Genomic DNA, 18,998 nt, shown 5'->3' with positions numbered 1-18,998 from the left:
GCAAACAACCCGCACCCTGGGGGTAGAATCGGGGCGAGGTTGGCCATGTTCGACTTTTACCAGGTTGGCGAGCTGCTCACCCCCGAGGAGCAGGCCATGCAGAAAGCCGCCCGCCGGTTCCTCGAGGCCGAGTGCCTGCCCTACATCGCCGCGTGGTGGGAAAACGCGGAGTTCCCCACCCACCTCATCCGCAAGTTCGGCGAGATGGGCTTCCTGGGCCCCAACATCCCCGTCGAGTACGGCGGGCTGGGGGCCAGCGCAGCCACCTATGGGGTGGTGAGCTACGAGCTCGAGCGCATCGACTCGGGGCTGCGCAGCTTCTGCAGCGTGCAGAGCTCCTTGGTGATGTACCCCATCTGGGCCTACGGCTCGGAGGAGCAAAAGCGCGAGTACCTGCCCAGGCTGGCCAGAGGGGAGCTGGTGGGCTGCTTCGGTCTTACCGAGGCCGATGGCGGCAGCGACCCCGACGGCAACATGAAGACCCGGGCCCGGCGCGATGGGGGCGACTACGTGCTAAACGGCAGCAAGATGTGGATCACCAACGGCAACCTGGCCCATATCGCCCTCATCTGGGCCAAGGACGAGGCCGGGGTGGTGCGGGGCTTCATCGTGCCCACCGATAGCAAGGGCTTCCGGGCCCATAAAATCCAGCACAAGGCCAGCCTAAGGGCCTCGGTCACCAGCGAGCTGGTGCTGGAGGAGGTGCGGGTGCCCAAAACTGCCCTTCTGCCCGGGGTCGAGGGCCTCAAGGGGCCCCTGTCCTGCCTGACCCAGGCCCGCTTCGGCATCGCCTGGGGGGCCTTGGGGGCTTTGGAGGCGGTCTACACCGAGGCGCTGGCCTTCGCCCAGAGCCGCACCACCTTCGGGGCCCCCATCGCCAGGCGCCAGCTCGTGCAGGAGAAGCTGGTGCGCATGGCCGCCGACCACACCAAGGGCCTGTTGCTGGCCTGGCGGCTCGCCCGGCTCAAGGACGAGAGCCGGCTCCGGCCCGCCCAGGTCTCGCTGGCCAAGCGCGACAACGTGCGGGCAGCCCTGAACGGGGCCCGGGCGGCCCGGGAAATCCTGGGGGGCAGCGGGATCACCCTGGAGTACCACAGCATCCGCCACATGCTGAACCTGGAGACCGTGGACACCTACGAGGGCACCCACGACATCCACACCCTAATCCTGGGCCGCGAGCTCACCGGGGAGAACGCCCTGGGCGAGGGCCCAAGGCCCCGGACCGTGGCCCGCTAGGTGGGGGTGCTATACTGCAGGGAATATGCAGGCGCTCAAGCCCCACGTCAAGCAGGAGAAAATCGTGCAAGAGGGCCTGACCTTCGACGACGTGCTCCTCATTCCGGCCTACTCGGAGGTCCTGCCCCGCGAGGTGGACACCCGCACCCGGGTCACCCGCAAGCTCTGGCTCAACATCCCCATCCTCTCGGCGGCCATGGACACCGTGACCGAGGCCGAGATGGCCATCGCCATGGCCCGCGAGGGCGGCCTGGGCATCATCCACAAGAACCTGAGCGTGGAGGAGCAGGCTGCCCAGGTCCGAAAGGTCAAGCGCAGCGAGGCTGGCATGATCCAGGACCCCGTGACCCTGGCCCCCAACGCCACCCTGGAGGACGCCGAACGGCTCATGCGGGAGTTCAAAATTGGGGGCCTGCCGGTGGTGGACCTCTACGGCCGGCTTCTGGGCTTGGTCACCAACCGCGACATCCGCTTCGAGCGGGATATGACCCGGCTGGTCTCGGAGGTGATGACCCCGGCGGAGCGGCTCATCACCGCCCCGCCCGGCACCATCCTGGAGGAGGCCGAGGCCCTGTTGCGCCAGCACAAGATTGAAAAGCTACCCCTGGTGGACCACGAGGGGCGGCTCAGGGGCCTTCTCACCCTCAAGGACCTCACCAAGCGGCAGAAATTCCCCTTCGCCGCCAAGGACGCCCAGGGCCGGCTCCTGGTGGGGGCCGCGGTGGGGGTGGCCAAGGACCTGGAGGCCCGCGCCGCGGCGCTGGTGGAGGCCGGGGTGGATGTGCTGGTGCTGGACAGCGCCCATGGCCACAGCAAGGGCGTGCTGGAGGCCCTGCGCTACCTCAAGAGGACCTACGGCGAGCGGGTGCAGGTGATTGCCGGCAACGTGGCCACCGCAGAGGGGGCCCGGGCCCTGGCCGAGGCCGGGGCGGATGCGGTCAAGGTGGGGATTGGCCCCGGCTCCATCTGCACCACCCGGGTGGTCACCGGCGTGGGGGTGCCCCAGATCACCGCCATCATGGAGGCCGTGGCGGGCCTCGAGGGGCTGGACGTGCCGGTGGTGGCCGACGGGGGCATCAAGTACTCGGGGGATGTGGCCAAGGCCCTGGCCGCAGGGGCCCACACCGTCATGCTGGGCTCCATGCTGGCCGGCACGCAGGAGGCCCCGGGCGAGGAGGTGCTGAAGGATGGCCGGCGCTACAAGCTCTACCGCGGCATGGGCAGCCTGGGGGCCATGCGGCAGGGCTCGGCCGACCGCTACTTCCAGGAGGGGGGCAAGGGGGTCGGTCCGGTGGAGGCCAAGAAGCTGGTGCCCGAGGGCATCGAGGGTATGGTGCCCTATAAGGGCCCGGTGGGCGACGTCCTCTACCAGGTGGTGGGGGGGCTGCGGGCGGCCATGGGCTACTGCGGCACCCCCGACCTGGAGCGTTTCCGCCGCGAAACCCGCTTCACCCGGATCACCGGGGCCGGGCTCATCGAGAGCCACCCCCACGGGGTGCTCATCACCAAGGAGGCCCCCAACTACAGCCGCTAGGGTATGCAGAGGCTCCTCACCCCTCCCCTCATCCGGGCCATCGGCCAGGTCCTGGCCGTCTCCTACCCCCTGCTGGCCCTGGCCGCCGGGGCCCGCTCCGTCTACCAGCTCTTCTTCAAGCCCGGGGTCACCGACTATCTGCCCCCCCTTCTCTCGGCGGTGGCGGCCAGCGTCTACCTGGTGGCCACGGTGGCCTTCGTCATCCGCCGGCCCTGGGCCTGGTGGGTCTCGGTGGTGGCCCTCTCCTTCGAGCTTGTGGGGGTGCTCGGGGTGGGCACCCTGAGCCTCCTGATGCCCCAGGTGATCGGGCGCACGGTCTGGCACGAATTCGGCATCGACTACGGCTTCCTGCCCTTGGTGCAGCCCATCTTGGGCCTCATCTGGCTCTTCTGGCCGGAGAACCGGGCCCAGTTCCGCGCCCCCGCGCTCCAGACCTAGGGCTCCCAGAAGTCCCGGACCCCGCCCTCCCGCAAGGCCGCCTGGGCCTCGGGGAGGACATCGGCCACCTCGTGGGCCAGCAGCCCCACCCGGCCCACCCGGTCGCCCGCCAGCCCGTGCAGGTAGACCCCCAGCCGGGCCGCGTCCCAGGGGGCAAGCCCCGCCGCCAGCAGGGCCGCGATTACCCCCGAGAGCACGTCGCCCATCCCCCCGGTGGCCATGGCCGGGTTGCCGCTGGGGTTGACCGCCAGCCGGTCGGCCCAGGCCAGCACCGTGGGGCCCCCTTTGAGCACCACCACCAGCCCCGCGTAGCGCCGGGCCAGGGCCTGGGCGGCCTCGAGGGGCCGCCCGGCTATCTCCCGGCTGGGCCAGCCCAGCAGGCGGCTGGCCTCGCCCGGGTGGGGCGTGACCACCGCCGGTACACCCGCCGCTCGGTAGGCCTCCAGCACTGGGGGGTGGAGGGCATCGGCGTCCAACACGGTGGGGCGGGCCAGCCCCAGCGCCGCCATGGCCGCCGCCTCTCCCCCCGCCCCAGCCCCCATCCCCACCGCCACCGCCTCGGCCCGGGCCTCCCGCAGGCATTCCGGACGCCAGCCCTCCACCGGCAGCCGCACCGCCTCCAGGGGCGGTTCCACCGGGCAGTCCGCCGGGTAGGCCACCGTGACCAGCCCGGCCCCGGCGCGGTAGGCCCCCAGCGCGGCCAGGCTCGGGGCCCCGGTGTAGTGCCGATACCCCCCCGCCACCAGCACCCGGCCCACCGAGCCCTTGTGGGCATCCCCGGGCCGCACCGGCAGCAGGGCCCGCATGGCGGCCTGGTTGAGAAGCTCGGGCAGCGCGGGGTTTTCCAGGGCCCTGGGGGGCATGCCGATCGGGGCCAGCACAATCCGTCCGCAGGCCGAGCGCTGGGGGTAGAAGAGGTGCTCGGTCTTCAGGCCCGCCAGGGCCACGGTCAGGTGGGCCCGCACATGGGGGGTGTAGGGCAGGCCCGAGGGCAGGTCCACCGAGACCACCGGCCCCCCTAAGGCGTTCAGCCGTTCCACCAGCTCCGCATAAAACCCCTCCAAAGGTCCCCTGAGCCCGGTCCCGAACAGCGCGTCCACCACCACCGCCTGGGGCTCAGGCCGCCACTCGGCCAGGGGCCTTATCGCAAGGCCCAAAGCTTCCAGGGCCCGCCGGGCCACCGCCGCATCGCCGGCCTGCCCCTCGGCGGCGAACACCTCCACCGGCTGCCCCCAAAGGGCCAGCCAGCGGGCCGCCACCAGGCCATCGCCGCCGTTGTTGCCCCGGCCGGCCAGCACCACCGCCTTCCGCCCCGGGTAGGCCCGCAGAACCCACTCGGCCACCTGCCTGCCCGCCGCTTCCATCAGCAGAAGGCTAGGGTAGCCCAGCTCCACCGCCCGGCGATCGGCCTCGCGCATGGCCTCCGGGGTGAAGAGCCGCATGGGGCTTATTCTACAGATATGGAGCTTCTGACCGCACGCCAACGCCTGCTCAGCGCCCGGCGGGTGGCCGTTCTGACCGGGGCCGGCATCTCCAAGGCCTCCGGCATCCCCACCTTCCGGGACGCAGAGGGGCTCTGGAAGGACTTCAACCCCCTGGAGTACGCCACCCCCGAGGCCTACGCCCGCGACCCGGAGAAGGTGTGGAACTGGTACGCCTGGCGCTACCGCAAGGCCGTGGAGGCCGAGCCCAACCCGGCGCACCGGCGGTTGGTGGAGCTCGAGGCGAGGGTGGGGGAGGGGTTTCTGCTGGTCACCCAAAACGTGGACGGCCTGCACGCCCGGGCCGGCTCCGGGCGGCTTGTGGAGCTCCACGGCAACATCACCCGGGCCCGCTGCGAACGCTGCCAAAAGCGCTTCCCCCTCCCCCCGCCCGAGGCGTTCAACCCCCCTCCCACCTGTCCGGCCTGCGGCGGGCGGGCCCGGCCCGATGTGGTCTGGTTTGGCGAGCTTCTGCCCCCGGGGGCCTTCGAGCGGGCCGAGCGGGCCTTCGTTCAGGCCGAGGTGGCGCTGGTCATCGGCACCAGCGCCGAGGTGGAGCCCGCCGCCAGCCTGGGCCGCATCGCCCACCTGAGCGGGGCCTACCTGATCGAGATCAACCCCACCCCCACCCCCCTCACCCGCCTGGCCGACTGCGCCCTGCCGCTGGGGGCGGTGGAGGGGATGGAGGCCCTACTCGGCGGAGATGCGCCGCCGCTCGTAGAGGACCCAGGCGGCAAGCCCTAGCAGAACCAGGAGGCTCAGGGCCAGCATGAATGGCCCCATGCGGGTGAAATCCGAGCCCAGCCAGGCGATGAGCAGGGTCACCGGCAAAGCCCCCACCGCGGTGGCCAGAAGAAACTTCAAGGGGTGCATCCGCACCAGGCCGGCCACGAAGCTGATGCTGTCGGTGGGGACGACCAGGGAAAACCGAAGGGCGATGATGGCCCAGGGCCCGTAGCGCTCCACCTGGGCCTCCACCCGCCGGCGGATGGGGGCGCTCACCAGGCGGTCCACCACCACCGGGCCCAAAAGCCGGGCCAGGCCGTAGCCCACCATGGCCGCGACCACCGCCCCCACGAAGCCCACCGCCCCCCCCACCACCGGGCCAAACACCAGCACCGAGACCAGCATCACCAGCGACATGGGCACCACCGAGACGAGGGTCTGGAGCACCATCAGGGCGATGATGCTCAGAGGCCCCACCCAGCCCAGGCCCGCCACCCAGGCCCGGATGGCCTCGAGGTCCCCGCTTCTGAGGAGCTGGTAGAGCCCCTCGAGCCGCGCCTGCAGCCCCGGCACCAGCAGGTAGACCCCCACAAGCCCTCCCGCCAGCAGCAAAAGCCCAGCCAGAAGGGGCACGAGCGGCAGGCTTTTTCGAACCGGGCGCTCCATACCAGTAAGCCTACCCGATTCCGTGAGAAATTCCTGCCCTATCCATCACTAGCTCATCGGCACTTGGCGCAAAAGCCGCCCCTCGATGCGCTCCAGGATGTCCTCCAGGCTGTGGCCGGTGATGGTGAGGCCGTGGTTCTTGAGGCCCACCACCGCCCGGCTCGGGTCGGGGGCCTGGCGCACCTTCTCGGCCACCGCCGTGGCCAGCTCGTAGGTGCCGCAGGGGTAGTTGAACTGGGTGGAGGGGATGTTCTCCATCCAGGCGTGCACGTGGATGATGGCCCCCACCCTGGGGTGCTCGCGGTAGATCATCCAGTGCTCTATGGCGTCTACGCTCACCCTCCTGGGCTCCACATGGGGCGGCACCGAAAGGCGCATGGCGTTCTCCGCCGGGTCGTAGTCGGTGACCATCAGGATGTCCCGGCCCACCTCGCGCAGGTTGGCCTTGTCCACCCCGCTGGCCGACATCCAGAAGCGCCGCTCGTCCTTGCGCACCGAGAGGTTGCCGTAGGAAAGGCCGCCGATGCCATACAGGCGCTTGACGTGGCGCAGGTCTTCGGGGGGTAGGATCTCCTCGATGGGGAAGGCCGCCGGGAGCAGGTCCCACTCGGCTAGGCGCTGGCCGGCCCGGCGCAGGCTTTCGGTCAGGGCATCGCCCTGCCAGAGCTCGGGCTCGAGGTCGGGCACGAAGCGGTTGTTCACCACCAGGACTGCGGAGGCGATGGGGTGGATCCGCTCGAAAAGCCGCTCCAGGAAGCGGGGCCCCTCGGGCTCGTGGTACTGGCCGAGCTCGAGGGTGAGGAAGTAGGCCCCCTGGCCCGGCACATAGACCACCAGCATGTTGGAAAGGGCCCGCACCAGGTAGCTGTAAAGCGCCGCAATGGGGTCGGCCGGCATGGCCTCGAGCTCCAGAAAGGAAATCACCATGGTGGCCTGGGCCTTCCGCCGGTAAGGGGTGGGTCTGTCGGCCCGGATGAAGTTCAACACCGCCCTTGGGGCCTCTGCCCCCGGCTCGTGGCGGTAGCCATGGGCCTCCAACACGCCGGGCAGCCCCTCGGCCAGCCGCTTCAGCCCTTCGGTGGGTTCTCCCGTGAGAATGAAGTTGGGGGGCGTTTTTACGGCAAGGCGAGCATCTTCGCAGAACGGCACCATTGAAACCTCCCTCGGCTTCTCAGGATTCTACACCATGGCCCCGGCCAAGGCCCTGGTAGACTGGGCCGAGTATGGAACTCAAGGGACTGATCCTCTCGGGCGGCAAGGGCACCCGGCTGCGCCCGCTGACCCACACCCGGGCCAAGCAGCTCATCCCCATCGCCGGCAAGCCCAACCTGTTCTACGCCCTAGAAGACCTGGTGGCCGCCGGCATCCGCGACATAGGGGTCATCCTAAGCCCCGAGACCGGCGACGAGGTGCGGGCCGCCCTGGGCGACGGCTCTTCTTGGGGGGTCCACCTCACCTACATCGTGCAGGAAGCCCCCCTGGGCATCGCCCACGCGGTCAAGACCGCCCGGCCTTTCCTGGGCGAGCACCCCTTCGTGCTCTACCTGGGCGACAACCTGCTCTCGGGCGGCATCCAGCACCTGGTGGCCGAGTACCGGGCCACCCGGCCTGCGGCCATCGTGCTTCTATGCCCGGTGGAGGACCCCAGGGCCTTCGGGGTGGTGGTGCTCAACGGGCAGGGGGAGGTGGTGCGGCTTCTGGAAAAGCCCCAGGAGCCCCCGTCCAACCTCGCCCTGGTAGGGGTCTACCTGTTCAGCCCGGCCATCCATCCCATCATCGAGGGGCTCAGGCCCAGCGGCCGGGGGGAGTACGAGATCACCGAGGCCATCCAGGGCCTGGTCGACAGCGGCCAGAAGGTGGTGGCCCACCAGGTGCGGGGCTGGTGGAAGGACACCGGCAAGCCCGAGGACCTGCTGGACGCCAACCGGCTGGCCCTCTCGGCCATCGCGCGGCGCATCGAGGGGGAGCTCATAGAGGCCCAGGTGGTGGGCGAGGTGGTGGTGGAGCCGGGGGCCCGAATTGTGCGCAGCACGGTGCGCGGCCCGGCCTTCATCGGGGCCGGGGCCCTCATCGAGGACAGCTTCATCGGCCCCTACACCGCCATCGGCAAGAACGCCCAGGTGGTCTTGAGCGAGGTCGAGTACTCCATCCTGATGGACGAGGCCCGGGTGCACGCCCTCCCCCACCGGCTCGACAGCAGCATTCTGGGCCAGGGGGTGGTGGTGGACGGCCGGGGCAGCCCCCGGCGCAACACCCTGCAGCTGGTGCTAGGGGACCGCAGCCGGGTGCGGCTTTAGCCCGGGCCTTCACCGGGCGTATCTTGGCCCAAAGCGACCGGCCTTGCCCTCCCCTGTTTTGCGGAGCTGGTGTCGCGCAACGATCGGGTTTGCAAGCCCGAGGCCTGAACCTGCTACCTTCTAGGGTAGGAAAGGCGTGTCCAAATCGCCCTCGTTTATCTTGTTCAAAATCAGGCCGTAGCCTGCCTTACGGATGGGGTCGGGGTCGAGCCGGATGCGCAGGTGGGCCTCGAGCCAGACCACTTTTCTGTGCAGGCCGTGCAGGGCGGGAAAGTAGTCCCGGCTAAACAGCAGCCCCCCCCGGTACCCCTCGGCCAGGAAGCGGGGGTCCTTGGGCGTGGAGCTCCCCCCAAGGTGCAGCACCCGGCGGGGCACCAAAAGCACCCGCCAACCCTTGCGGCGCGCGCGGGCGCACCACTCGAGGTCGTCGTTGTAGAAGAAAAAGCGCTCGTCCATGCCCCCCACCGCCTCGTAGGCTGCGCGGGGCATCAGGGTGAGGGCCCCCGAGATCCAGGCCACCGCCCGGGGTGCCCGCAGGTTCCAGTAGTAGGGCGCGTAGAGGGGCCCAAAGGACTGCAGCCGCCCCTGCGGCGTGACCAGGGTAGGGCCTACCAGCGCTGCTTTGGGCTCGGCCCGGGCCGCCTGCCAGAGGGCCTCGAGGTCCCCCGCCTCCAGGTACACGTCGCTGTTCATCTGCACCAGGTAGTCGCGCGTACAGGCCGCAAGCCCCTGGTTCACCGCCGCCGGGTAGCCCCGGTTCTGGCTTCGAATCAGGCGGTACTGGGGGAAACCCTCCTGCACCGCCTCGGCACTGCCGTCGGAGGACCCCGAGTCCACCACGATTACCTCGGCCTCGGGGTAGTGCTGCCAGAGCCTTCCCAGGCACGCCAGCAGCACCGCCTTGGCGTTGTGGCTGACCACCACAATGGATAGGGCCCGCATACCCTAGATATGCCCTTTTTCCCGCAGGTAGTCGCGCAAAGCCTCGGTCCAGGGACGGGGCTCCAGGCCCAGGGCCGAAAGCCGCTCGCTGCCGAGGGCCGAGTAGGGCGGGCGCCGGACCGGGGAGGGGAAGGCGCTGGCAGGGATGGGCTCCACCGGAACCGCCAGCCCGCACAGCCGCACCGCCTCCTGGGCCAGGGCGTGCCAGGTGCAGACCCCCCGGTTGGCCCCGTGGACGATGCCCCGCACATCCTTCTGCAAGAGGTCCAGCAGGAGCCGGGCCACGTCCAGGGTATAGCTTGGGCTCATGTACTGGTCGGCTACCACCCGCAAGGGCCCCCCTGCGCGGGCCTTCTGCAAGATGGTCTCGATGAAGTTGCCCCCCTTGCCGCTGGCCCCAGCCCGGCCAAACACGCTGGAGATCCGCAGCACCAGGGCATCCTCCAGGGTCTGCAGGGCCAGCTGCTCCCCCGCCACCTTGGAGGCCCCGTAGATGTTGAGGGGACGGGGGCAGTCCGACTCCAGGTAGGGGGCTCCTTTGGCCCCGTCGAAGACGTAGTCGGTGCTGATGTAGACGTACTTGGCCCCGCAGGCCCTGGCTACCTGGGCCACATATAGCGCCCCCAGGGCGTTGACGCGGAAGCTGCGCTCGGGCTCAGCCTCGCAGGTCTCCACCTTGTGCAAAGCAGCGGTGTTGATGATTGCCCTCCAGGCCTGGCCCCCCAGGGCCTGCTTCACCGAGGCGGGGTCGGCCACCTCGAGGTCCTCGTGGGCAAAGCCCACCACCTCATAATGCCCCCCCAGCACCCGCACCAGATCGCTGCCGAGCTGACCCCGGGCCCCAATCACCGCCACCCTAGAGGATGCGCCCATCCAGCTCCACCTCGCGAACAATCCGCTGCCACTCCAGAAGGTTCTTGTACCACTTGAGGGTAATGGTGCGGTCGTCGGGGACCACCCTGCCCGCCTCCAAAGCCGCAGCAATCTCCCGCGCGGCGTCGGCAGGGGTGAACCGGGGCGCGTAGCCCAGAGTCTGGCGAATCTTGGCAAAGCTCACCCGGTACGACCGGTGATCGGGCAGGCCGTACCACTCGAAGGCGAAGGGCTTGCCCAGGGCCTCGGCGATCTGCTGGGCCAGGGGCATGATCTGGTAGTTCTGCTCGTCCGAACCCACGTTGAAGATCTGACCGTTGACCTTCTCCCTGGGGGCCTCGAGCACCAATAGAAAAGCCCGCGCTGTGTCCCGCACATGCACAAAGGGCCGCCACTGGGTGCCATCGCGCAGAAGGGGTATCCTACCATCGCGCCATAGCCCCAGGGTCATCCCGTTGATGGCCAGGTCGAAGCGCATCCGGGGCGAAAGCCCGTATACCGTGGCCTGGCGCAGCGCGGTCACGCAGAAGGCATCGTCGGCCAGGGGCAGGTTGGACTCCTCAGCCCTGAGGTTGGCCTCGGCGTAGGTGGTAAGGGGGTTGGTGGGCGAGGTCTCGTCCAGCACCCCATCCTGGAAGCCGTAGACGCTGCAGGAGGAGGCCAGCACGTACCGCTCCACCCCCCGCTCCTTGGCCAGCCGGGCCATGCGGGCCCGCCCCTGGTGGTTGATGGCCAAGGTGGCAGCAGGGTCCAGCTCTCCGGCGGGGTCGTTGGAAAGGGCAGCCAGGTCGAGCACCGCCCAAACCCCCTCCAGCACCTTGGGGTCGCAGTCCCGCACATCGGCCCGGATGAGCTCGAGGTGAGGGTGCCCCTCCAGGTGGGCCAGGGTGGGCCCAAAAAAGAACCGGTCCAGTGCCCGCACCCGGTAGCCCGCCTCCAGAAGCATCTCGGTGAGCACGCTCCCGATATACCCCCCAGCCCCGGTCAGCAGAACCGTCCTCATACCCGCACCTCGTAGACGAAGTTGTTGTCGGCCTCGGAAAGCTCGGCCAGGGTGGGCAGCACCGCGTCCTTGGGCGAGAGCAGGGCTTCCTTGGGCAGGGGCCACTCAATGCCCAAAGCAGGGTCGTCCCAGCGGATGCCCCGCTCGGTGCTGGGGCTGTACTCGGCGGTCACCTTGTACCAGACCATCACCCCTTCCGACAGGGCCTGGAAGCCGTGGGCAAACCCCTCCGGCACCCAGAGCATCCGGCGGTTCTCAGCGCTCAAGACAGCGCTCACCCACTTACCGTAGGTGGGCGAGCCCCGGCGCAGGTCCACCGCCACGTCGTAGATCTCCCCCTTCAGACAGGCCACCAGCTTGCCCTGTGCGGCGGGGTTCATCTGGTAGTGCAGGCCCCGCACAGTGCCCCTCCGCGAGTAGGAGAAGTTATCCTGCACGAACTGGCGCGCAATACCCCCCCGGGCAAACTCCGACTGCTTGAAGGTCTCCATAAAGAAACCCCGATCATCGGGAAAGGCCCGGGCCTCGACCAGGATCACCTCGGGTATGGCTAGGGGTTCAAACCGGAAGGGCATACCACCTCCAACTGCCCAAATATACCCGACGCCCCCTGCCCTTGGCATGTAGAATGCTCCCTGGTGGAGTGGGCTGCGCTCGTCCGACGCTTGGTCCCTTTAGGGGTCGAGCGAATCTACCTTTTTGGCTCCCATGCCCGGGGCACCGCCACCCGGCGCTCCGATGTCGACCTCCTGGTGCTCTGGGAGACCCCCCTACCGCCCCTGGAGCGCATCGGCCAAGTACTCCTGGCCCTGCGCGAGCTGCCCTGGGTGGTGGAGCCGGTGGTGCTGACGCCTGCCGAGTTTGAAGCGCGCCGCCACCTACCCTTCCTGCGAAGCGTAATAGAGGAGGCCAAACTCCTGTATGAGCGCGGAAAAACAGCGGCGTGAGGCCCTGCGCTGGCTGCGGCAAGCCGAGGATGACCTGGAGGCCGGCCATGCGCTGGCCTCGGCAGGCAAGTACGCCCAGGCCGCCTTCTTCGCCCAACAAGCGGGGGAAAAAGCCCTGAAGGCCGTCTGGCTAGCCCAGGATGCTGACCCCTGGGGACACTCCCTGGGCCGCTTGATCCGGGAGATGCCCGAGGCCGCTAAGAGCGCTTTTGATCCCTTGCTGGACTACGCCCTGGCCCTGGACAAGCTCTACATACCCACCCGCTATCCCGATGCTCTGGCCGAGCTCACCCCCGCCGAGGCCTACACCCAAAGCGAGGCCCAAACCGCGCTGGCCCAGGCTGGGCAGATCCTGCAATTGGCCGCGCGCTGGCTTGGCGAGGTGGCCCCATGAGCCCTGAAGGCGAAAAACCAGCCCAGGCCATCTGCACATGCCCGCAATGAGCGCGCTGGCCCGACTCACCCGGCTTCTTCAGGGCCGCACGGCGCAAAACCTGCTGGCGCTTTATGGGGTTCAGTTTGCCAACTACCTCCTGCCGCTCATTCTGCTACCATTCCTGGCCCGGGTGCTGGGGCCGGGAGGGTGGGGGCTTCTGGCCATCGTCCAGTCTTACGCCCAGTACCTTTCCCTGCTGGTAGAGTACGGCTTTGCCCTCTCGGCCACACGGGAGGTAGCCCGGCATCGCGAGCACCGGGACAGGCTGGCCGAAATCCTCGCAGGAGTGACAGGAGCGAAAATCCTCCTTTCCGTAGGGGCTGCAGGGCTCACACTCCTCATCGCCCCTTGGGTGGAAAACCTGAGCCAGGACCCTTTGCTTCTTTGGTCCGGGGTATTCTGGGCTATAGCCTTAGGCTTTAGCCCCAACTGGTTTTTCCAGGGCCTGGAGCGCCTACGGCTGGTGGCGGGGATTGAAGTGGCCACAAAGACAATAGCGGCCCTCTTCATCCTGCTCCTGGTGCAATCCCCTTCGGATGCTTGGAAGGTGTTGTTCCTGCAGGGGCTGGCCTCGAGCCTAAGTAGCATCCTGACCCTCTGGCTGGCCTACAAGAAGGTGGGCTTTCGCTGGCCTAATGTTCCGCTCTCCAAAGAGGCCTTCCAGTTAGGTTGGAGCATGTTTTTCTTTCGCGCCGCAGTCAGCCTATACACCGTGGGCAACGTCTTCATCTTAGGCCTTTTCGCACCACCCCACCTGGTCGCCTACTACGCAGGGGCAGAGCGCCTGACCAAGGCCCTGCTTGGCCTTCTAGAGCCCATCAACCGAACTTTTTTCCCTAAACTGAGCTACCTGGTCCAGCACTCCCCCCAAGCCGCTGCCCACCTGGCAGGCAGGATAGTTATTGCTATGGGCCTCGGCGGCGCTCTAGGGGCGTTGCTGGTTGTGGGGCTGGCCCCCTGGATCGTACACCTGCTGCTGGGCCACGAGTACCAGGCTGCCACCTCGATCATGCGCATCCTGGCCCTTCTGTTACCCATGATTGCGCTCAGCAACGCCCTTGGCATTCAGTGGATGCTGGCCTTGGGACTCGACCGCCCTTTCAATGGTGTAATCTTATGGGCGGGGTTCCTCAACCTGGGGCTTGCCCTGGTATTGGTACCCCGCTTAGCCCACTATGGCATGGCCTATGCTGTGGTGCTGGTAGAGGCTTTCGTTACAGGGGCTATGTGGTTTTACCTGTGGCGCCAAGGCAAAACCCCCTGGCAGATTCAAAAAAGGATCCAAGCATGAAGTTTGACTGGCTAATCGTAGGTGCAGGATTCACCGGGGCTGTGCTGGCAGAGCGGATTGCCTCCCAGCTCGACCAAAAAGTTTTGGTAGTGGATGTGCGGGACCATATAGGGGGCAATGCCTACGACTACTACGACGAGCACGGGGTGCTCGTCCACAAGTACGGCCCCCACATATTCCACACCAACAGCCGCAAGGTATGGGACTACCTCTCGCAGTTTACCGAGTGGCGCCCGTACCACCACCGCGTGTTGGCTTCAGTAGAAGGCAAACTAGTTCCAGTTCCTTTCAACTTAAATTCGCTCTATGCCCTATTCCCTCCAAAGTATGCCGAGCGCTTGGAGGAAAAACTAATATGCACCTACGGCTTCGGTGTCAAGGTACCCATCCTCAGGCTTCGGGAGGCCGAGGACAAAGAGCTGCGTTTTCTAGCCGACTACATTTACAAGAACATATTCTACGGCTACACCCTCAAGCAATGGGAACTCAAGCCTGAGGAACTAGACCCAAGCGTCACAGGCCGCGTGCCGGTTTACATTTCTCGCGATGACCGGTACTTCCAGGACACCTATCAAGGCATGCCCAAGCACGGCTATACGGTTATGTTCCAGCGAATGCTAGCTCACAAAAACATAAAGGTGCTGCTGAACACGGATTTTCGAGAGGTTGAAAATGAAGTCCATTTCAATCGAATGATTTACACCGGACCCATCGATGCTTTCTTCGACTACACATATGGCCCGCTTCCATATCGCAGTCTGAGATTTGAATTCGAATACAAAACGCTTGCTAGATTTCAGAAGGTTGGCCAGGTTAACTACCCAAGCGAGCACAACTACACGCGTATTACGGAATTTAAGCATCTCACCGGACAGAAACATCATGGGACTACAGTTGCAATTGAGTACCCACAAGCCCACATACCCGGTAAGACCATACCGTATTACCCCATACCTAAAGAAGAAAATCGGATACTCTACGAGTTATACAAGAAAGAAACACAAAATCTTGGCAGGAGAGTGTTTTTCGCGGGCCGACTAGCTGACTACAAATACTATAATATGGATCAAGCTGTAGGAAGGGCCCTTATGCTATTCGGGGAAATTTCGAAACTCTAAGTCAATCGCCCACTTCGTGGAGGATTTGGTGTATGCCTAATCAGAATACTGTAGAAAGTAGGGAAAAAGTCTGCGCCATTGTGGTTACTCACAACAGAGAAGATCTCCTAAGGACTTGCCTTGAGAGTATATATCGTCAAAACCGGTTACCGGACAAGGTATTAGTCGTTGAAAACGCATGTAAGGACGAAACAGGAAAAGTGCTTGAAAGATTCTTTCCAGAGGTAACAAGAATAGCTTTAGCGAAAAATGAGGGTAGCGCAGGTGGTTTCTACCACGGTCTCAACAAGGCGTATGAAATGGGCTTTGATTGGTATTGGGTAGCTGATGATGATTGCGTAGCAGAACCTGACACATTAGCTACATTGCTAGAAGTAGCAAGAACCAATAAACTTGATGCCGTTGCACCGCTCTTGGTTGACATTTCAACCCCTAATCTGCTTTGCTTTCCTCTACCCACTAGCAAAGGCCTAGCGTATACAGTTGCCGAACTTGAGACGCTAGATCTGGTACCAAACCAACTTCATCTTTGGAACGGTATTTTGATAAGCAAAAAAGTGGTAGAGGTGATAGGTCTACCCAATCCGGTTCTGTTTATTCGAGGTGACGAGAATGACTACTTTATGCGAATGAAACGATCAAGATATTTACGCTTTGGTACTACTACCAACTGCAGAGTTTTTCATCCTGGTGGACTATCCGAACAACATCCGATGATTGGAAAGCGACTTATTGCCGTACATACCAAAAGCCCGCTGAAAAACTTTTATACCTATCGAAATCGAGGTTACTTAATAAGAACCTATGGTGGAGTCAACATACCTTTACTTGTGTTGCTAGAATTGGCTAGGTATTCTCTTTTGTTTCTTCTTAAAAAGCGCAACGTTAAGGAGTGGAAATTTTGGATTTCTGCCGCCCTCTTAGGGTTTAGGAAGAACTTAATATCTTACGAAGATTGGCTAAAAAAGAAGGTAAATTGACCGTGGATGTATACATTCTAGGCCTAGCTACCTCTTACTTATCGATAGCCCTCTGGCAGTTGAGAGTGCTGGTCAACCGGGTTGTTTTCTCATTGCCAATTCTGTTTATCGGGCTGATAATAGTCTTTCGCTACAGCGGGACAGACACATACGGAATTTATGAGAACATCTTAAAGAGTATCCTGGAAGGTCAAGAAAGTGAACTTTTGAGTGGTCTTGAGCCTGGATTCGTGACCCTATCGAAAATCTCGCTTTGGATTACTGGTTCTGAGATTTGGGCCCTAAGGTTCATAGGGCTGATTTTTATTCTCCTTGTTTTGGGATTCATAGTTCGAGCCGACAAATTAGAAATAAAGTTCGCATTTCTGTACTTTATTCCTTTGCTCATATATCAATACGGCATGAATGCTGTACGCGCTGGACTGGCCTTGGCGCTTACTCTACTTGCATGGCAAGCGCTTAGGAGAGGCAACTGGGCACTCTTCGGCTTTTTAGGCACAGTCAGTTTGCTTTTTCACTACTCTATCGCCCTTGTACTAGGACTAATTTTATTGGGAGAAATACTAAGAGCAAGCCCAAAACTACCTCGCCTAATTGTAATATTGCTAGGATTCACTACTATAACGTCTTTACTGTTATTGACAAGATGGGACTATTTTGAGTCAAAAATTACGCTATACTCCGATTATGAAAGCCCCTACGCCTATTCTGGTCTTTCTAGAACAGGAATAATCCTCCTGATCTGGGTGCTCTTTCTTATCGCGGTGGTGAATAAAACAAAAACAACATTCACGCCTGTCATAAGAACGTTTACGCTGGTTGTCTTACCTTCCTTAATCTTCCAAGGACTAGCCCTGGTTTCATATGCTGGACTTAGGTTGCTAGAACTTATGACTTTCGTGGTGCCTCTTGTTCTAATCAGAGAGTTAGATCACACGAAAAAAGCCGGAAAAACATTTTGGGTTGGACTTGCACTAGCAGGGCTCATAGGAGCTGGCTTTGTTTACCGAAGCTTTCTTGTAGATTATAATGGCCAGCTCACTGGCACATTAACTCCATTCTTGCCCTACAGAACCATCTTCGACTACAAACCATGAGAACAGAAGTGGCCCTCCTTATGCCCGTCTATCAAGACCAAGCAGGCCTCGAGTTCACCTTGTCTTCTCTCCCCAAAGAAGTCCCGTTGGATGTGGTAGTAGTTGATGACGGTAGCCAACCACCTATTGAACTCCCCACTTTGCCTTCACCCCACAAGGGATTTCTTTTGAGACTTTCACAAAACCAGGGTATAGAATACGCACTAAACCACGGCCTTGAATGGATTTTGTCTCAAGGATATCCCTACGTGGCCCGCTTGGATGCAGGCGATGAATGTTTGCCTGGGCGCTTCGAAAAGCAACTGGATTTTTTAAAAAAACACCCTGAATATGCTATGGTGGGCGGTCAAGTGCTTTTCATAAACGAGCAGGGAAAAGAGGTTTTCAGGGAACGTTTCCCAACAGAGGACAGCTCAATTCGACGCATAATGCATGCGCGAAATTGCTTTATTCATCCGGCGGTGATGATTAGGAGCCAAGTCTTGAAAGAAGTAGGCCTTTACTCAAATCGCTACAAAGCGGTAGAAGATTACGAGCTCTTCTTTAGAGTGGTAAGGAGGTACAAAGTCGCCAACCTGGCGGATACGATACTTGCCTACAGAATAAACCCACTTGGCATCTCATTAAAGAAGCGGCGGCAACAAGTCTGGAACCGCTTAAGGGTAATGCTTCTAAACTTTGACCCCCTACTTATAGAGAGTTGGCTGGGCATCCTGAAAAATTCTTTGCTGCTGATTACACCTGTGTGGATGGTACAAGCCCTCAAACGCAGGCTAGCAGCATACCGGGGATGGTTGTGATGCGTGTGCTTCACATAATTGAAGCCACAGGAGCCGGCACTGCTCGTCACGTGTCTGACCTATGTCTGGGTCTAGCTGAGCGTGGTGTTGAGGTTCATTTGGCCTACTCTCCTCTTCGGCTCGACCACGTTCTTACCCAGGCTCTACCCAGACTTCAGCAAGCAGGTGTGCGACACATAGCAATTCCCATGCGAAGGTCACCCCACCCCAGCGACTTAGCTGTGCTATTCCGTCTGCATAGATACATGGCCGACCACGGCCCATTCGATCTTATACACGGCCACAGTTCCAAAGGTGGTGCACTGGCCCGCTTGTTAGCCTGGCTGGAAAAGAGGGCAGTGATTTACACACCCAATGCATTTTCAACCCTTTCGAAAAATTTAAGTCGAACCCAAAAACTTCTGTACGAATCGGCAGAAAAAGTGCTTGCCAGAACAACAACTGCTCTAATAGCTGTATCTAAAAGCGAAGCGGTAGAGGCCCAGCGCTTAGGTATCCCTGCGGAGCGGATAAAGCTTATTACCAACGCCATACAGATAAACTCCGGTATTCCCAAGAAAAAAAGCGAGGTCAGAAAAAAGCTAGGTTTATCATGTGAACACATAGTTATCGGTTTTGTGGGGCGCTTTGTACCTCAGAAAGCTCCTTTCATTCTGATAGACGCTTTTGCGCGCATTAGCACAGACTATTCTCAGGCTCGACTCGTGATGGTTGGGGAGGGTCCACTGCGACCAAGGATGGAGCTAAGAATTAAGCAATTGGGTGTGGCAGGAAAAGTCATCCTGCCGGGACCTTTGGAAGGTCGGTGGGCCATGCAAGGCTTCGATATATTTGCTTTGCCCAGCGACTATGAAGGTTTTCCCTATGTGCTGCTTGAGGCTATGGCTGAAAGGCTACCCATCGTTGCAACCCGCGTAGGAGGTGCTGAGCAAGCCATTGCCGAGGGCGTAAATGGCTTTCTGGTGCCCACGAGAAGCACAGTTGATTTTGCTAGTGCTCTAAGCCGGTTGTTGGCCGATGAAAAACTCAGGAAGCAAATGGGGGAACAAAGCTACAAAAGGGTTCAAGCTTACAGCGTAGATAAAATGGTGGACGCTACCCTAGCCCTTTACCACGAACTTCTAGGGAGGTAA

The 18,998-nt window shown here is 62.4% G+C and carries 20 protein-coding genes; 13 read left to right on the top strand and 7 right to left on the bottom strand.

What is annotated here, in order from left to right; genetic code table 11:
* Positions 1–45: 45 nt before the first annotated feature.
* From DV704_RS04405 to DV704_RS04395, 3 genes are read left to right on the top strand one after another with little or no spacing between them, the layout of a single operon-like run.
* Complete coding sequence (locus DV704_RS04405) at positions 46–1,236, top strand: acyl-CoA dehydrogenase family protein (RefSeq protein ID WP_114798345.1); 1,191 nt, start codon at positions 46–48, stop codon at positions 1,234–1,236.
* Positions 1,237–1,261: 25 nt separating this feature from the next.
* Positions 1,262–2,770, top strand: coding sequence for an IMP dehydrogenase (gene guaB / locus DV704_RS04400; protein ID WP_114798344.1), 1,509 nt, complete (start codon positions 1,262–1,264; stop codon positions 2,768–2,770).
* 3 nt (positions 2,771–2,773) lie between these two features.
* Positions 2,774–3,208: a hypothetical protein gene (locus DV704_RS04395; protein WP_114798343.1), complete on the top strand. Its 435-nt coding sequence runs from the start codon at positions 2,774–2,776 to the stop codon at positions 3,206–3,208.
* Here the strand turns inward: DV704_RS04395 and DV704_RS04390 are convergent.
* Positions 3,205–4,650, bottom strand: a complete 1,446-nt coding sequence (locus DV704_RS04390; RefSeq protein WP_114798342.1) for an NAD(P)H-hydrate dehydratase — start codon at positions 4,648–4,650, stop codon at positions 3,205–3,207. The genes DV704_RS04395 and DV704_RS04390 overlap by 4 nt on opposite strands.
* Positions 4,651–4,668: 18 nt before the next feature.
* On the opposite strand from DV704_RS04390, the gene DV704_RS04385 reads away from it, so the two are divergent.
* A complete protein-coding gene (locus DV704_RS04385) occupies positions 4,669–5,433 on the top strand; it encodes an NAD-dependent deacylase (RefSeq protein ID WP_114798341.1) in 765 nt (254 codons plus the stop codon).
* On the opposite strand, the gene DV704_RS04380 is transcribed toward DV704_RS04385, so the two are convergent.
* Both DV704_RS04380 and DV704_RS04375 read right to left on the bottom strand, forming a co-directional pair.
* Positions 5,380–6,081, bottom strand: a complete 702-nt coding sequence (locus DV704_RS04380; protein ID WP_114798340.1) for a TVP38/TMEM64 family protein — start codon at positions 6,079–6,081, stop codon at positions 5,380–5,382. The genes DV704_RS04385 and DV704_RS04380 overlap by 54 nt on opposite strands.
* A 48-nt stretch (positions 6,082–6,129) precedes the next feature.
* A complete protein-coding gene (locus tag DV704_RS04375) occupies positions 6,130–7,233 on the bottom strand; it encodes a class II aldolase/adducin family protein (RefSeq protein WP_114798339.1) in 1,104 nt (367 codons plus the stop codon).
* 71 nt (positions 7,234–7,304) lie between these two features.
* On the opposite strand from DV704_RS04375, the gene DV704_RS04370 reads away from it, so the two are divergent.
* Positions 7,305–8,378, top strand: a complete 1,074-nt coding sequence (locus DV704_RS04370) for a glucose-1-phosphate thymidylyltransferase (RefSeq protein WP_114798338.1) — start codon at positions 7,305–7,307, stop codon at positions 8,376–8,378.
* A gap of 120 nt (positions 8,379–8,498) precedes the next feature.
* Here the strand turns inward: DV704_RS04370 and DV704_RS04365 are convergent, their stop codons facing one another.
* The 4 genes from DV704_RS04365 to rfbC are packed head-to-tail and all read right to left on the bottom strand — an operon-like array spanning position 8,499 to position 11,771.
* Entirely contained in the window at positions 8,499–9,320 is an 822-nt protein-coding gene (locus tag DV704_RS04365; protein WP_114798337.1) for a glycosyltransferase family 2 protein, read from the bottom strand.
* Positions 9,321–9,323: 3 nt separating this feature from the next.
* A complete protein-coding gene (rfbD, locus tag DV704_RS04360; protein WP_114798336.1) occupies positions 9,324–10,193 on the bottom strand; it encodes a dTDP-4-dehydrorhamnose reductase in 870 nt (289 codons plus the stop codon).
* A complete protein-coding gene (locus DV704_RS04355) occupies positions 10,177–11,196 on the bottom strand; it encodes an NAD(P)-dependent oxidoreductase (RefSeq protein WP_114798335.1) in 1,020 nt (339 codons plus the stop codon). Before DV704_RS04355 ends, rfbD begins: the two co-directional genes overlap by 17 nt.
* Positions 11,193–11,771, bottom strand: a complete 579-nt coding sequence (rfbC, locus tag DV704_RS04350; RefSeq protein WP_114798334.1) for a dTDP-4-dehydrorhamnose 3,5-epimerase — start codon at positions 11,769–11,771, stop codon at positions 11,193–11,195. Before rfbC ends, DV704_RS04355 begins: the two co-directional genes overlap by 4 nt.
* A gap of 63 nt (positions 11,772–11,834) precedes the next feature.
* Here rfbC and DV704_RS04345 point away from each other — a divergent pair, with 63 nt between their 5' ends.
* Genes DV704_RS04345 through DV704_RS04310 form a run of 8 tightly spaced genes read left to right on the top strand, consistent with a single transcriptional unit; the run spans position 11,835 to position 18,998 of the window.
* On the top strand, positions 11,835–12,143 hold the full coding sequence (locus DV704_RS04345; RefSeq protein ID WP_114798333.1) for a nucleotidyltransferase domain-containing protein: 309 nt from the start codon (positions 11,835–11,837) through the stop codon (positions 12,141–12,143).
* Positions 12,118–12,537, top strand: coding sequence for a HEPN domain-containing protein (locus tag DV704_RS04340; protein WP_114798332.1), 420 nt, complete (start codon positions 12,118–12,120; stop codon positions 12,535–12,537). The genes DV704_RS04345 and DV704_RS04340 overlap by 26 nt, the downstream gene beginning before the upstream one ends.
* Before the next feature lie 37 nt (positions 12,538–12,574).
* Positions 12,575–13,870 (top strand): flippase, encoded by a 1,296-nt coding sequence (locus DV704_RS04335; RefSeq protein WP_233498238.1) that lies wholly within the window; start codon positions 12,575–12,577, stop codon positions 13,868–13,870.
* On the top strand, positions 13,867–14,988 hold the full coding sequence (gene glf, locus DV704_RS04330; RefSeq protein WP_114798330.1) for a UDP-galactopyranose mutase: 1,122 nt from the start codon (positions 13,867–13,869) through the stop codon (positions 14,986–14,988). The genes DV704_RS04335 and glf overlap by 4 nt, the downstream gene beginning before the upstream one ends.
* A 32-nt stretch (positions 14,989–15,020) precedes the next feature.
* Complete coding sequence (locus DV704_RS04325; protein ID WP_114798329.1) at positions 15,021–15,968, top strand: glycosyltransferase; 948 nt, start codon at positions 15,021–15,023, stop codon at positions 15,966–15,968.
* Positions 15,944–17,065, top strand: a complete 1,122-nt coding sequence (locus DV704_RS04320) for an EpsG family protein (protein ID WP_158539598.1) — start codon at positions 15,944–15,946, stop codon at positions 17,063–17,065. The genes DV704_RS04325 and DV704_RS04320 overlap by 25 nt, the downstream gene beginning before the upstream one ends.
* On the top strand, positions 17,062–17,865 hold the full coding sequence (locus DV704_RS04315; RefSeq protein ID WP_114798327.1) for a glycosyltransferase: 804 nt from the start codon (positions 17,062–17,064) through the stop codon (positions 17,863–17,865). Before DV704_RS04320 ends, DV704_RS04315 begins: the two co-directional genes overlap by 4 nt.
* Positions 17,856–18,998 carry a glycosyltransferase family 4 protein gene (locus DV704_RS04310; RefSeq protein ID WP_369910918.1) on the top strand — a complete coding sequence of 381 codons (1,143 nt, stop codon included), beginning with the start codon at positions 17,856–17,858 and terminating at the stop codon, positions 18,996–18,998. Before DV704_RS04315 ends, DV704_RS04310 begins: the two co-directional genes overlap by 10 nt.

This window comes from Meiothermus sp. QL-1 (assembly GCF_003351145.1).
GTDB lineage: Bacteria > Deinococcota > Deinococci > Deinococcales > Thermaceae > Meiothermus.
This window is presented reverse-complemented; position numbering and strand designations above follow the sequence as displayed.